The sequence below is a fragment of the Gleimia hominis genome (genome assembly GCF_032085515.1).
GTDB classification, from domain to species: Bacteria; Actinomycetota; Actinomycetes; order Actinomycetales; family Actinomycetaceae; genus Gleimia; species Gleimia hominis.
Window position 1 is genome coordinate 480,752 of sequence record NZ_JASXSX010000001.1, and the last position, 14,812, is coordinate 495,563.

Annotated in this window: 10 protein-coding genes; 6 read left to right on the top strand and 4 right to left on the bottom strand. The window is 59.1% G+C overall.

Going from position 1 to position 14,812, the window contains the following annotated elements:
* Window positions 1–88: 88 nt before the first annotated feature.
* From QS713_RS02070 to QS713_RS02080, 3 genes are all read right to left on the bottom strand, one after another.
* Window positions 89–5,230, bottom strand: a complete 5,142-nt coding sequence (locus QS713_RS02070) for a DUF3418 domain-containing protein (RefSeq protein ID WP_376779541.1) — start codon at window positions 5,228–5,230, stop codon at window positions 89–91.
* A 159-nt stretch (window positions 5,231–5,389) separates the two neighbouring features.
* Window positions 5,390–6,490: an alpha/beta fold hydrolase gene (locus QS713_RS02075; protein ID WP_313272058.1), complete on the bottom strand. Its 1,101-nt coding sequence runs from the start codon at window positions 6,488–6,490 to the stop codon at window positions 5,390–5,392.
* Window positions 6,491–6,493: 3 nt separating this feature from the next.
* Window positions 6,494–7,267, bottom strand: coding sequence for an alpha/beta hydrolase (locus tag QS713_RS02080; protein WP_102216491.1), 774 nt, complete (start codon window positions 7,265–7,267; stop codon window positions 6,494–6,496).
* A gap of 117 nt (window positions 7,268–7,384) precedes the next feature.
* On the opposite strand from QS713_RS02080, the gene QS713_RS02085 reads away from it, so the two are divergent.
* From QS713_RS02085 to QS713_RS02110, 6 genes are all read left to right on the top strand, one after another.
* Window positions 7,385–7,759 carry a YtxH domain-containing protein gene (locus QS713_RS02085; protein ID WP_313272059.1) on the top strand — a complete coding sequence of 125 codons (375 nt, stop codon included), beginning with the start codon at window positions 7,385–7,387 and terminating at the stop codon, window positions 7,757–7,759.
* A 5-nt stretch (window positions 7,760–7,764) separates the two neighbouring features.
* Window positions 7,765–8,907 carry a VIT1/CCC1 transporter family protein gene (locus tag QS713_RS02090; protein WP_313272061.1) on the top strand — a complete coding sequence of 381 codons (1,143 nt, stop codon included), beginning with the start codon at window positions 7,765–7,767 and terminating at the stop codon, window positions 8,905–8,907.
* A 29-nt stretch (window positions 8,908–8,936) separates the two neighbouring features.
* Complete coding sequence (locus tag QS713_RS02095; RefSeq protein WP_313272063.1) at window positions 8,937–9,746, top strand: trimeric intracellular cation channel family protein; 810 nt, start codon at window positions 8,937–8,939, stop codon at window positions 9,744–9,746.
* A 19-nt stretch (window positions 9,747–9,765) separates the two neighbouring features.
* The gene (locus tag QS713_RS02100) at window positions 9,766–10,695 is read left to right on the top strand and encodes an SOS response-associated peptidase (protein ID WP_313272065.1); all 930 of its coding nucleotides are present in this window, start codon (window positions 9,766–9,768) and stop codon (window positions 10,693–10,695) included.
* A 76-nt stretch (window positions 10,696–10,771) separates the two neighbouring features.
* The gene (locus QS713_RS02105) at window positions 10,772–11,464 is read left to right on the top strand and encodes an HNH endonuclease family protein (RefSeq protein ID WP_313272067.1); all 693 of its coding nucleotides are present in this window, start codon (window positions 10,772–10,774) and stop codon (window positions 11,462–11,464) included.
* Window positions 11,465–11,584: 120 nt separating this feature from the next.
* Window positions 11,585–13,069, top strand: coding sequence for an LssY C-terminal domain-containing protein (locus QS713_RS02110; RefSeq protein WP_313272069.1), 1,485 nt, complete (start codon window positions 11,585–11,587; stop codon window positions 13,067–13,069).
* 134 nt (window positions 13,070–13,203) lie between these two features.
* Here QS713_RS02110 and QS713_RS02115 read toward each other — a convergent pair whose 3' ends face one another.
* Complete coding sequence (locus tag QS713_RS02115) at window positions 13,204–14,535, bottom strand: App1 family protein phosphatidate phosphatase (RefSeq protein WP_313272070.1); 1,332 nt, start codon at window positions 14,533–14,535, stop codon at window positions 13,204–13,206.
* Between the last annotated feature and the right edge of the window lie 277 nt (window positions 14,536–14,812).

The window sequence follows — 14,812 nt, forward strand, 5'->3', positions numbered from 1 at the left end:
GCTTTCCAAAACCTTATTTTTAAAGCCCTATTCCTCAAGGCCCTATTTTTCAGGATTTTATTCTTGAGGCACTAGCTGCCCCCCATGCTTAATGCTGCAGTAAGTGGTGCAACCGCTTTTGTGACACTTTCCGCGACGTACCAAGCTCTTGCGCGAAGAACTGAACCGCTAACTCCTGCACTAACCACAAGCCATCAGATAACTGCGCACGCCGAGTAACCTCGTTCGCCGGAGTGCGTTCCAGTGCCTCAAGAAAATCCGCATGCAAAACCGCAAGGGAACGCGCGTGCGCGTCATCGCGGGCTAAAGCTGTGGGGGAAGACGAAGCCTTATCTAAACGCTTACTCTGCGCCTGCACGAACCGCGCCACGTGCGGCAGCCAGGCAAATGGTGTGTCCTGCAGCATCCGATCGTTCACCAACGCGTCCACACGAGCTTTCACATCCGTAACTAAACGCAACTCAGACGGCGAAGAATGCTTCCGTAACTGCTGGGTGACCGTATTGTACTGCGCCAGAGCATCCACAACGTACCCTAGAACCTGGTAAACGCGGTCCTCTAAGTTCTCACGCACAAACTCCAGCAACGCCTGAAAACGCGGTTTCGTCCGCACCTTATAAGGCGGTTGCGGAGCCTCATCAATCAAACTGAGCGTGGCGGCCCGCTGCGCCTGCGCAATCAGCTCCTCAGTACTCGAATATGGACTCGACGCCAGCACGAGCGCCTGCTTGCCTGACCAACGCGTAGACACCCGGGTGGTGGAGAGCGCCACCTGCGCCAACACCAAATGCGCCAACCCCTGCCGGTGCTGCGCATCCGCCTGCACCCGCGTGGGCGCCAACCGTAACCCAGCTGCCGGCTCCTGCGCTGAACCTTGCGGAACCAAACACGGGTAAGCCCGCACAATCATGCCGTTAGCGCCCCGAGCTTCCACATCCAACGGAATCACGCCACCTTCTGCAGTCGCGTTCGGATGGTCACTAGTCTGGTCGCTCAAATGTCCGTTTGCCTGGCTGTCCGGCAGGGATGGCCAGTGCTTCAAACCGTTTTGCTCGCGAATCAAACCACCCGCATTACCCGCTCCGCCTACCTGCGTTGCGCCGCGTGGAGTCTGATTAGACCGGGTTTGAGACGCGGTGCCGTCATGCTGTTCAGCACGCCCAGACGGGTGTACTGCGCGCAGATCCTCCACGTTGCCCTCATGCTGCGAGTTGCTCCTGCGTTGCTTACCGCGGGGGGTCTGCTGGTTCTTATGCTGCTTGCCAGGCCGGTTACCACCGTGTTTAAACGCCTGCTGGTCAGCAGTTTTGAATGCCTCCTGCAAGGCGTCACGCATAGCCGAACGCACCGCCTGCTGCGACTGGCTCGCCAACTGTTTTTGCAGCCACGTCAGATCTTCCGCAGAGCGAATCTCCCTACCTTTCGCATCCACAACCTCAAACCGCATCACCACGTGGGGCGGTAACACCAACTGATCCCACAAATCCGCTGGGACCTCCACGTTTTTAACTGCCTTAACTGCCTGCTGGAACGCGGTGAAAAACGGGGGTAAACGCAACCCAGACTCCGTTCCTGGCAGTGCTGGTTCCACCTCGGTAGAAACCACCCGGGTGTCAGAACCAGAAGCCTCAGCAGAAGTCGCGGGGGTAGCAGCGGCAGACACCGCAGAGCTGGAAGTGTTGGAATCCGCGGCGTTGGACGTAACACGGGATTGCGCGTCGGATGCAGATTTGGAACCTGTATTCGAACCGGTTTCGGAACGACTCGTTGCAGCGCTACCACCTTGGCTTTGCTGCCGCATTTTCGCGATCGACTTTTTCGACGCAGCACCCGACTTTGACGCCCACGCAGCTAAACGCCCCAAAGAGGCTTCCAAAGAACGCGGGTCCGGCCCATTTGAACCCCCGCGCGTGGACCCCTTCGGTTCCCGCCGCTGCGCTTGAGGTTTGTTCGCGCCAGGAGAATCAGAGGAAGCAGCCTCACCCGATGCGCTGTTAGCAGCTGCTGAGCCACCCAAACTGTTCTCGGCTGCTGAACCGTCCGACCTGTTAGCCGCGGCCGAATCACTAGAACCGTTTGCACCACGCGAATGCGGATCCCCCGCAGTGGTTCGCGTGCCCTCAAGCCCCCAAATATTACTCCGAATCCAAACCGCTAACTCGCCCGCCACATCGGGCGCTGGAACCAACTGCGTGCGCAAATTTTTCGGTAACGCTCGAATCGTGGCCGTCAGCAACTCTGTGAGCATACCCGGCACCAACCAGTCGAACCCCACGTCATGTACCCGCGCCAGAACAGTGACCGGCACCCGCACCGTCACCCCATCGCGCGGCGAACCCGGATTGAACTCGTACCGCAACGGCAACGATAAATCCCCCTGCACCCAATGCGACGGGTACCCGGATGGATCCGAAGACTCCTCCCCAAGTAAAGCAGCGCGCGAAAACTCCAACAACCGCTTATCGGCCTGCCCACGCCACCAGTGGTCAAAATCCGCTGCGCAATACACGTCCTCTGGAACCCGCTCATCAAAAAACGCGTACAACGCAGCCTCATCAACAGAACTAGACGCACGCAACTTCTGCGCATCCGCCTCCAACTGCTCTAACACCCGCTTATTATGCGCAATAAACCGGTGCCGACCACGCCACTGCCCCGCAACCAGCGCGTGCGAAATAAACATCTGTCGCGCCAACTCCTTTGGCGAACCAGACACCGACCCAACCGGGCCCAACGCAGACCCAGATCCAAGCGCAGTCCTAGAACCCAAGGTGGTGGCAGACTGCGGAATATCAAACGACGCGTGCGGCGGCACATTCGCCAACAACACGGGCCGGTCCGCAATCAACGTGAGCCCATACAACATCACTTTCTCACGCACCATCGCCGCACCATTACGCGTCGACCAGTACGGCTCCCCATAAACGTGCTTAACCAGACGCTGCGCGTGCTTCTCCACCCACTCCGGTTGAATCCGCGCCACCGTGCGGGCAAACACGCGGGACGTCTCCACCAGTTCCGCAGCCATCACCCACTCGTAATGCTTCCGCGCCAACCCGGAACCCGGCCAAATCACAAACCGGCCCCCACGCGTCCCCTGATACTCCGATCGCGCCTGATCCCACATCCCAATATTGGTGAGCAAACCCACCAGTACTGCACGGTGAATATCATCCGCATTCTTCGCAGACGTCTTTGCCGTCAACGCCATCGCTGCCCGCGCATGCGCATCCTTCACACCCCCATCACGGCGGCACCGCTGCACCAAAGACCGCGACGGCACCGAAAGCGTGTCGAACCGAATCCGGATCTCCCGCGCCATCTGCGAAAGCTGACCCACCACGTCCTGCCACTCCCGCCACCGCAAGTAATGCAAGAACTCATCCCGACACATCCGCCGGAACGCAGAGTTCGACATGTCCCGCGCTGACGAGCGCAAATAACGCCAAATATTCAAATAAGTCAAAAAATCAGACGTCGCATCCAAGAACCGGGCGTGTGACTCATCCGCAGCCTGCTGATGCTCCGCCGGGCGTTCCCGCACGTCCTGCACCGACAGGGCCGCAACGATAATCAAAACCTCAGACGCGCACCCACTGCGCCCCGCTTCCACCAGCATGCGCGCCAACCGCGGGTCAATCGGCAGCCGCGCCAACTGCCGCCCCACCCGCGTGAGCTTCAACGGCCGCACTCCCACGCGCAGAGCCCCCAGTTCCTCAAGCAAAACTACGCCATCTTTAATGGCCCGAGGGGCGGGAGCGTCTAAAAACGGGAACCCCTCCACGTCCCCCAAACCCAACGCCGCCATCTGCAAAATAACGGACGCCAGCGAGGTCCGCAGAATCTCCGGTTCCGTAAACCGGGGACGAGCGTGGAAATCCCGCTGCGAATACAGGCGGATCGCCACCCCATCGTCCACGCGCCCGCACCGGCCCGAACGCTGATTCGCTGACGCCTGCGAAACCGGTTCAATCGGCAGACGCTGCACCTTAGTGCGGTTAGAATACCGTGAAATCCGCGCTAAACCCGGGTCAATCACATAGCGGATCCCAGGTACCGTCAACGACGTTTCCGCCACGTTCGTTGCCAACACGATGCGCCGCCGCGGATGGGGTTTAAAGATCCGCTGCTGCTGCGCCGCCGACAACCTCGAGAACAGCGGCATCACTTCCACCCCACCGGGCACAGAGTTCGCCCGCGCCTCCCCAGCTTTAATGAACCGGGTACCTAAATGGTCTTCCAAACCCGCTTCCGTATCGCGAATATCCCGCTCGCCCGGCAAAAACACGAGGATGTCCCCATCCCCGTCCGCCATCAGCTCATCCACCGCGTGGCAGATACCCGTGATGTAATCAATCTCCTCACCCATTCCATACCCCAAGGTCGGCAAGTCCGCATCCGGGTCTTCCAACACCAACGCCTTCTGGTCCGCCTGGTTTGGCGGTTCGGTCTGGTTCGTTTGGTTCGCCGGGTCGGTCTGGTTCGCGCTTTCATTCCCTTTTTCTTTTTCCTGAGGCACGGCGGGGCTGTGCGCGTGGCTTCCCTCTTTGCCGCCAGGCGTGTCGGCTACCAGGGGGCGGTAGCGGATCTCCACGGGGTAGGTGCGGCCCGAAACTTCAATAACGGGGGCGGGCTGCCCGTTTGGGCCCATGAAATGCTCGGCGAAACGCTGCGAATCAATGGTGGCGGAAGTGATGATCACCTTCAAATCCGGGCGTTTAGGCAGCAGTTGCGTCAGGTAGCCGATGAGGAAGTCAATATTTAAGCTGCGCTCATGGGCCTCATCAATAATTATGGTGTCGTAAGCACGCAACAGGGGGTCGTGCGCGATCTCGGCTAGCAAAATGCCGTCCGTCATCAGTTTCACCAAGGTGGTGGGCCCCACCTGGTCGGTGAAACGCACCTGGAACCCCACTGCGTCACCCGGCTGGTTCCCCACGTTCGTACCCAGTTCTTGCGCAATCCGGTTCGCCACCGTACGGGCTGCGATCCGCCGCGGCTGCGTGTGCCCAATCATGCCGCGCACACCCCGGCCCAACTGTAGGCAAATCTTTGGTATCTGCGTGGTTTTACCCGAACCGGTCTCACCCGAAATAATCACCACTTGGTTCCGGTCAATCGCCTGCGCAATGTCGTCGCGCCGCGCAGACACCGGTAAATCCGGTGGGAACGTAACCACCGGCAGGGCAGCGGCCCGCTGCGCTAGTTGACTGGCGTTAAATCGACTCACTGGGGCAGACACGCCCACCAGTCTATCGTGTTCCCCCAACCTCCCGGCGAACGCTGCAGCCTTTCAGCCGCCTTCGCCCGCCTGGGAACCATCGCGTCTAGGTATAGCTGCCTTCGCCCGCACGCCCACGAACTAGGCCCCGCCGTTTGCCGGGTTTGTTCAGTCGCCTTCAATGATTTGCGCGAGGTCCTGAGGGATGTCGCGCATCACCAGGTGGGATGCTTTGACAACGTGGAAGCCCGTCACCGCTCCTTGGTCTGCGAACCGGCCTGCCAGTTCGTCCAGTAGTGACACCCACCGTTCCGACAGGGCGTGCGGGCCAGACTGCGCGGCAACCACCGCCACCTGCCCGGTGTAGGTGTGGGTGTGGCGCAACTGCTCCACCTGTTTCACCCAGTCCCCATACGCCGCGTATTCACGCACCATTCCCGACAGGATATGGGCTTTAGTGAATACGGCGCGCGACACTTTCGCCTCATCTACCCGCCGGGCACTGCGCAGTGGAGTGCGTTTAGTGTGGAACCGGATTTTAGACACCAGCCGTGCCAACGCCGGTGAACTCGTGAGCACTACCTGAGCTTGCTTCGTGGCGAACAAAAACAACTCCTCCACCGGCGGGCTCTCTAACAGTCGCGCCAGTAAAGACTCGTTCGACGCTCCGTCCGCCTCCTGCTCCGCGCGCTCCCCCTCAAGATCCGAAGCCGCAGATTTCGAGCTAAACGGTTCCGAACCAGCGGATTCCGAGCTAAAAGGCTCCGAACCAACCGATTCCGAGCGAGCAGATTCATAGCTAGCAGGTTCCGGGCTGGCCTGCCCAAGCGTCTCTGGCGGGGTTTCATACGAGGTGTCCACCAGCACTAGCCGCTCGCACCGCTGCGGGTACAGCCGCGCGAACGCCTCCGCTACCATGCCCCCCATCGAATGCCCCACCACTATCGCAGACGCCACCTCACGCGCATCCAACACCTGCGCAATCACACCCGCCTGGTCTGCTACCGACGGGTAATTCCCCTGAGGCAGTGGGCCCGACAATCCCGCTCCAGGTCGGTCAATGCAAATTACTCGATACCCATCGGCAAGTAACTGGTCTGTTAAATCCTGCCAGTCGAACCACGCAATCGCCAGACCGGAAGAAAGCACAACCGCTGGGCCTTCGCCCTCATCTAACACGTGTACTTGCGCCGACCCCAATTTGGGGAACGTAACGATTTCTCGTTTCCCCGTGCGGATTGTGCGCGCCAACTGTGGTTCCGGAACCATTGGCTACCCCAGTCGCGGGGGCACGTGGTCGCGCGCCCACTGCAGTGAAAGCTCGCGCAACCGGTCAACATCCTGGCCCGAACCAAAATGCGCGTGCGGTATCAACACGCGTTTCGACCCTGCCGGCAGGTCCGCCACCACTTCCGCACTCGCCTTATCTAACCCCTGGGCGATATCGTCCGCGTCGTGAATCGCGAGGATCGGCGCACTCAGATCCGCCAGTAGTTCCTCCGTCTTATTCATCGACAGGTCCACCAGGGTTTGGCGCGATATCAGAAAGTACTTGCGCTGCGGATCCGTGTCGTTCGGGATCCGGGTTTCGCCCCGCTGTTCCAAATCGTCGAGCTGTCCCTCAGAAAAAATATGGGACCATTCAAACGAAATCGGGCCCGTAATCATGCCCGTTAAAATCATGGCTTGTGTTGCCTGAGGATGCGCGCGCAACGCAACCAGGGAACCAAACGAATGCGCGTGCAGAACCTGGCGGGAAAACCCGTGTTCAACCAGCCACGAACTGGCGGACTGCAGGTCTTCTTGCTGGTTCCGGGCGGTAATCACATCGTCGTCAGAACGCCCGCACCCAGAGTAGTCGAACTCCAAAGTGGCGTAACCCGCCCCCCGGTACGTTGCGGCGAGCATGTCGAAATAACTGTTGGACGTGCGTTCCCCAAGGAATGGGTGAGAGAAGAGCACCGCTGCGTCTGTTGCATCCACAGGGTTCACAAAACTACCGCGCAGAACCTTGCCACGCGGAGTCGAGATCTCTACCTCAGCCATACTTAGAGCATAGTAAACCTAGATAAGTAAACTCTAGTGATAATGCTTAGGGTGGAAACACCCAGGGGAAACACCCGTACACTGTACGGTAGGAATCCACAAACCTACGGAGGGAATATGGCACGCAAACTATCGTTCATACTCGGAGCTGGCATCGGATACGTGCTCGGCACCCGCGCCGGTAGGTCCCGGTACGAAGCAATTAAACGACACGCTTCTAAACTGCGTAACTCACCAACGTTGGCGAAACCGATCGATAACGCGTCCGAGAAAGTGTCGGAAGCCCTGCGGCGCGGTGGGCAGGCCGCTACCGACAAGATCGTGTCCGTAGTTAAAGAACGCGTATTCGGCGTAGCTTCGGAACCGAAACCGGAATACGTGGACGTAGACGTCGTGGAGGTCACGGAAGAACCACCTGCCGGTTCCGTTAAAACACCTGGTTTCGAAAACTCTGAAGGTTTTGAAAGCTCTGAAGGTTTCGAAGGAAAATAACGCCTGTGACCCCTCAGCCTAACGCCCCGGCTCCCACCCGGGAGCAGATCCGCCGGTGGCGCCGCTACGTTGCTGACGAGCGGATGGAAGCGCAGACCTACCGGTACCTCGCGAAAAAACGCGATGGGGAAGAACGTGAAATCTTACTGCAACTAGCTGCGGCGGAATGCCGCCACGAACAATACTGGGTGCAGCGGTTAGGTAAGTACGCGAAGCCGGATCCGAAACCGTCCCCGGGTTCGTGGCTGCTGTCGAAGCTGGCGCGCATGTTCGGCACCCTGTTCGTGCTGGCCCTAGCGCAGCGAAGTGAAGGCCGGTCTAACTACGATGCGGACGATGATGCGAGCGCGCAAATCGCGGCGGATGAGCATATTCACGGGGAAGTGGTGCGGGGCCTGGCGGAGCGTTCGCGCGAACGGTTGTCGGGCACGTTCCGTGCCGCAGTGTTTGGGGCAAATGACGGGCTGGTGTCTAACTTGGCTTTGATCGCGGGGATTGCCGCTACGGGTACGACGCAGTCCATGGTGATTGCCGCGGGGTTCGCGGGCTTGCTTGCCGGAGCGCTGTCGATGGCTGCGGGCGAGTACATTTCGGTCACTTCCCAGCGCGAACTTCTGGAGGCCAGTAGTCCCAGTGAGGATATGCGCGAGGCCGTGGCGAAACTCGACGTGCATGCGAACGAACTGGAGTTGGTGTTTCGCGCCCGCGGTGATTCTGAGCAGGAGTCGCGCGACCACGCCCGCACTATTCTGGCGGCAATTAACCGCCCCGCAACCGAACTGACAACCGGTTCGATTGTTACTAACCACGCGATGCTCAGTGCTAAGCAGCGGGCGAAACTGCGTGAGGATGGCCAGCAGTTCGTGGAGATTGGTTCGGGTATTCGCGCGGGCTTGTCTTCGTTCCTGTTTTTCGCAACCGGCGCGTTTTTGCCGTTGCTTCCGTTCATGTTCGGGTTGTCGAGCTACGTGGCGCTTGGGGTGTCCGTGGTGATTGTGGGGGCGGCCCTGATGTGTACCGGTGGGGTGACGGGCGTGCTGTCGGGTAAGTCCCCGCTTCCGCGTGCGTTGCGGCAGTTGGCAATCGGTTACGGTGCTACGTTAGTTACGTACTTGCTGGGGTTGGCTTTTGGCGCCTCTGGCGTGTAGGTTTTTGCCTTGATTTTTCAGGAGGGCCGATGGGGCTGTTACAGGAACTGAACGACGCCATCCCCGACCTGTTTCGCGCAATCGACCTGACGGGCGTGTTTTTGAACGGGATTCTGGGTGGGCGGCTCGCCCGGCAGAAGGGGTTCGACCCGGTGGGTTACGCGGTGTTGGCGTTAATGTCCGCTATGGGTGGGGGCATTATTCGTGACGTGATGCTGTCGGCTGGCCCACCGATAGCGTTGACGGACCCGTACTACATTATTGTGGCGATTTTGGGGGCGTTGACGGCGCTGCTTTGGAAGTTGGATTCGCGGCCTTCGCGGGTGCTGATTGTGATTGCCGATGGCACTGTGCTTGGCACGTGGGCGGCGACGGGAGCAATGAAAACCCTGGCCCTTGGGTTTGGGATAATGCCTGCGATTTTGATGGGGATGACCACCGCGGTTGGGGGTGGGATGATCCGCGACATTTCTGCAGGCAACGTCCCAATGGTGTTTGGTGGGAACGAGCTGTATGCCACGCCCGCTGCGGTTAGTTCGGTGATTATGGTGGGGTTTTTCCACGCGGATCTTGCGATGATGGGGATGCTGGTGGCCACCGTGGTTGGGTCCGCGTTTACGTGTTTAGCGAACTGGCGTAGCTGGAAGCTACCGGCGTCACCAGATTGGACGTTGACGATCACGTCTGAGCAGTTGCGGCGCCTGTTGAAACCCCGTCGCAGTCGCCCGCGAGCGCCGCAGGGTAAGGTGCGGGTGAAGCGGAACCGAACTGCTGCAGCCCCTACTGTGGAAGTTGTGTTTGAGGAAGAAAAACCCGCCGACCCACCTGAGGAGGCTTAATGTGTGGTGAGGAGTTTTAATGTGTGGCCGGTACGCCCTGTGGGATGAAGAGGAGAACCTGGTTCCACTGTTTAACGTGGACCGCGTGTTCGCTCCCGTGCAACCAACGTGGAATGCGGCTCCGTCACAGCTGCTGCCCGTAGTGTTTGAACGCCTCATTGAACCGGAGGCATCGAACCCGCACTCAGGGGAGCCTGATGTGCAGGTCAGAGTGGCGGCATCGAAACCGGGCTTAAGCGGGTCGAAGTCGCAGGTGGGGCCAGAGGCATCGAAACCGCGGTCGGACGCGGCGAAGACGCAGCCGGACGGGTTTGTGGAGCGGCGGTTGCAGCCGCTGCAGTGGGGCCTGGTGCCGTCGTGGGCGCGCGACGCCCGCCGTCCCATGATTAATGCGCGCAGTGAAACGGCGTTGCAAAAACCCTCATTTAAAGCTTCTATGCGGCGGCAACGCTGCCTGGTGCCAGCCAACGGCTATTTCGAATGGCAAACCACGCCCGAGGGTAAGCAACCATTTTTCTTAACTAAACCTCCCGCCGGCCCAAACCCGACTGACCCCCATGCGGACCCGGACGTGTGCGCGCAAACCGGGCGAGCGCCTCAGGCGGCAGAAGCAAGTGCTGCAAACCCGGCTGAAGTGGCGGCGTCAGATCCGGTGATGGGATTCGCGGGGATTTACGATGCGTGGCAGGGGCCGGATGGGTGGTTGCGTACGTTCGCGATTCTTACGCGGGCGGCGCCGGATGCGCTGGGCCATATTCACGACCGTTCCCCCGTGGTGGTGCCGCCAGATTTGTGGGATGAGTGGTTGTGCCCCACCATTGACACCGACGCGGAGGTTGCTGCGCTTTTGGATGCGATACCCGCGCCGAACCTCATGCCCAGAGCTGTGTCGAAAGCCGTGGGGAACGTGGCGAATAACAACCCGTCCCTAGTGCAGAGTCTGGACTGAGCTGACAAAACAGGTTTTTTGGCCACCCAGGTTGTGGATAATCCTGAGGGCGCGCTAAGTGTGGCACCCTGTAGGGGTGAGGAAAATACGGGTAGCGGACTGGGGCGTAATCATCCTGATCAGCATGATCGGCCTAGCGCTAGTGCTCTACCTGTCCAGCGGGACGCTCGGGAAGTTCTTCGGTCGCGCCAAGCTGGAGGACATCCCGTATTCCCAGGCCCGCAACTACGTTGCCCAACTCCAAGTTAGAGGAAAACAGCACACTCCCAAATACGCGCGCGCAGCATACGGACAGGCATGGGCGGACGTGGACCGCAACGGCTGCGACACGCGCAACGACATCCTAGGGCGGGACATGACGGCGGTGCGTTTTAAAAACGGGAACTGCAAGGTCGCCTCCGGGGAATTAAACGATCCGTATACCGGCAAGAAGATTCATTTTAAACGCGGGGCCGAAACCTCCCCGGCAGTGCAAATAGATCACGTGGTGGCGCTTGCGGACGCGTGGCGGTCCGGCGCGTGGCAGTGGGATTTGAATAAACGTGAACAGTTCGCGAACGACCCAATGAACCTGCTGGCAGTAGATGGGCCAGCGAACCAAGATAAAGGCAGTAAATCGGCAGACCAGTGGCTGCCCCCAAATGAGGACTACCAGTGCGCGTACGTGGCGCGACAAGCCAAGGTTAAAGCCCGGTGGGTGCTCACGGTTACAACCCAAGAAAAACAAGCGATCATCAACACGCTCGCCCACTGCCCGGCGATGGACTAAGCCCACTACCCGCCAACGGGCTTAACTCACTACCCGCAAACGGACTGATTGCGCGGCACTTAAGCGTGCAATTGGGCAGGGATGTGCGCAGGTGCAACGTGAAGAGACTAGACTGTGGGCATGAATTCCTCATCCTCGTCACCACGGTGGTCTGCCCGCTCGTCGTCCTCGTTGGAAGGCCAGGCTAAAGAGAAGTCTGATGACACTGCTCTTGCAGTCCCTCAAGAATCTACGTTTGACGACCAGCCGAAACCGGTTGTGAAAATTTCAACGCACTACCTGCGGCCCGACCAGTACCCCAAGTACCGCTATGACAAGCGGGTTAAGGGAACTAAGCGGGCGTGGTCGTTGTACGAGGTGTTGGATACCGCGTTCATTATTTTGGCGGCCGTGCAGGCGGGGATTTTGGCGGCGTTCCTGATTCGTGCGTCGTTCCGACTGTCGTGGACAGCGATTCTGGCGGCCATCTTGCTGTGGGGAGTGCTCACGTTTTTGCTGCTCCCGCGCCTGCACCAAGTGTTTTCGCTAGTGTACGTGCCGGATTATTTTATTGGCCGCACTAAAACCCGCGATGGGTTGCTGGGTGACCCGGTGAACTTGGCGTTCAAAGGTACTGCGGATGATATTCACACGGCCATGCGCCGCGCTGGCTGGAGTTTAGCGGACCCAGTTAACCTGCGTTCCTCGTGGAAAATCGTGATTTCTTCCGTGTTCAAACGCTCCTACCCGCAAGCCCCGGTGTCCGACTTGTACGTGTTCGGTAAACCCCAAGAGTTCGCCTACCAGCAAGAAGTGGAAGGCAATGCGAACCAGCGTCACCACGTGCGGTTTTGGCAAGTACCGAAAGGCTGGTTACTTCCCGGTGGTCACCACGCGCACTGGCTTGCCGCAGGGACTTACGACAAGTCGGTTGGCCTGTCGATTTTCACACTGCAGGTGACGCACAAGATTGATGAAAACACGGATTTAGAACGCGACTACGTGGTGCGGGGTTTGTTGCATTCCAATGAGGAAGTGGATGTGTCCGTGATTGAGGACTTCTCCACCGCTTACCACCACCGCAACGGTGGGGGCGACCGGATCCGCACGGACGGTAACTTACCAGTTGTGAACTGCGAAGACGTGGTCGATGAGGAAGCGCCGGACTATCAGCCAGAACACCGGTCTTTACTCAGCCGCGTGGGGGACCACCACCTGCCCCCAGCTTCGTTGATCGCAGCGGGTGTGTTAGCACTGGTGCATTTAGCGTTCGTGGTGAGCATGGGTTGGAGTTTGCACGGCATTGTGGACGTGGATCCGGGTTTGCTGCGCCGCATATTCGTGATCGGGGGGATTGCTTACGCGGTTATCCAGATTCTTCTGTGGGTGCTGGTGCTGAAACATTTCCAGTGGGCCCGGTTAGCGTTCACCGCCATGTTCTTGCTTGAGGCGGGCCTACAGTTATCGCAATTATGGCTAGATCCGACGCCAAGTGTTACGAATTTGACGGCGGCGGCGCTCGCGGCCCTGGTGGTGATGATTATGTCTGGTTCGGATACGCGTAAGTGGGCGCACCGCGGTGGGCAAGACCGCACCGTCTACTTCAACGTGCCCGGCGCCGCCTAACGTCAGCTGGGGTAGCTCGCGCCGCGTAGTGGCTGCGCCGGGGAATGTCAGCTGGGGTAGCTCGCGCCGCGTAGTGGCTGCGTTGGGGAATGCCATCGGGCGTAATCGCCGTTTCGCGACTACTTTGCGCAACCTTAGTTAGCGTGCTTTCGTTCGCGTTGCTGGTTCACGAAGTGCTGGTTTACGAAGTGCTGGTTTGCGCGCAGTTGCTGCAGTAGGTCGTAGCCGTCTGGACCAACGAAAACTGGGGTGGTGAGCCCATCCAGTACTCGTTCGGGGGCGGCGACACTGCCGTGAGACAGCACTTGCTGCGTTGGCGTTAGAGTGCGGATGAGGATCGCGGCAACTCGGTGAGGGTAGTCCCGCGCGAACTTGGAGTAGATGAGAGGGTCGTGCTGCCCATCGTCGCCAACGAGAACCCACCGCACCCACGGCAGCAGGTTCGTTAAAAACTCCAGTTCCCGCCGCTTGTGTTTAGGCCCAGACCGGAACCACCCGGTTTGCGACGGACCCCAGTCTGACAGCAGGGGCGTGCCCGTTGGGAACCCGGTGCGCGACAGGAACCGTCGCAGCCCGGGCGCCACGTTCCACGCGCCCGTAGAAATATAGGCAACCGGGGCGTGGTTCGGCACCCGGCCACCCGCCCTAGAGCTGTCCGCCTGTGCGCCACGAGCTTCTGAAGTGCTGGGGGAAGTACCTATTGTGCGGGTCACGCGTTGAAGTAAGTACGACATTCCTGGTACCGCTTGGCGCGAAGACACGTAGAGGAAGAACGCGTTCTTCGCGGCGATCAATGGGCGGGGTAGCCACGAGATCATCACGGTGTCGTCCACGTCTGAAACCACGCCGAACAACTCATCGGTTCCCACAATCCGCACGGGCACAGAAGCCGGCCGGGACGTGCGCACCCGCAGTTTTTGAGCACCCTGCCGCCGCTTGTTTATGTCCGCTTGGCTTGAAGTCGTGGAACCGTACTTTCCGCCGAGCAGGCTCTTCGGGTCAGCAGCTGCCACAGTAGCCATATGCCAACCGGGCGCAAGCCCATGCCCACTGATCGTGACATCAACGTACCCACCTCGATCTGCATAAACCAGTTGCCGCTGCTTCCCAACCGTCACCACCACGGGTTGGAACGGGATCTGCGCGTCCATAAACTGGCGCCACCCTCGTTCACCGCGTTCGCGCCCACCTTGGCCAAACGCCTCGCGCATCAAATCTGAATCACTAAGGTGCGCGAACTCCGGGCGGTCTTGCCAACCTGTGAGTTTTGACTGCTGAACCCACGCCTCAAACTTTTCTTCGAACGGAGTGGGGGACATCAATGCCCGCGCTAAAACACGCACCCGGTCGGGTGAACCAATTCCCCCGTACCCAATCATTTCTGCACGCCAACCAGCGCCCTTAAGCAGGTTAGCGAGGGCCTTGTTGAAATGATTCCCGAACGTCGTCACGGCTTCTAGCAGCACACCACCAGTCTACCGGCAAGCAAGAGCAGTCCACACGCACGTAAGCAGTCCACACGCATGTAAAGGGTGGGAAAATCGGAAAACAAATTTAATATGATGTATTCAGAAAATATAAATCTATACCTTAAGGGAAAAGTTTATAATAAATTCAGCATTTACTAAAATTTAAGTGTTATCGAGCACAATAAGGGCCTAAAAACTAGATCTTTTACCACCTAGACCAATAGCCTGAAACGTGGTTCGTTAAATAACGCGAGATAAGAAATCGCGAGATTGC

Coding starts and splice junctions, on each gene's coding strand:
- QS713_RS02075 (WP_313272058.1), bottom strand. CDS start 6,490: ATGGTTCCGGAACCACAGTTGGCGCGCACAATCCGCACGGGGAAACGA.
- QS713_RS02080 (WP_102216491.1), bottom strand. CDS start 7,267: ATGGCTGAGGTAGAGATCTCGACTCCGCGTGGCAAGGTTCTGCGCGGT.
- QS713_RS02085 (WP_313272059.1), top strand. CDS start 7,385: ATGGCACGCAAACTATCGTTCATACTCGGAGCTGGCATCGGATACGTG.
- QS713_RS02095 (WP_313272063.1), top strand. CDS start 8,937: ATGGGGCTGTTACAGGAACTGAACGACGCCATCCCCGACCTGTTTCGC.
- QS713_RS02100 (WP_313272065.1), top strand. CDS start 9,766: ATGTGTGGCCGGTACGCCCTGTGGGATGAAGAGGAGAACCTGGTTCCA.
- QS713_RS02110 (WP_313272069.1), top strand. CDS start 11,585: ATGAATTCCTCATCCTCGTCACCACGGTGGTCTGCCCGCTCGTCGTCC.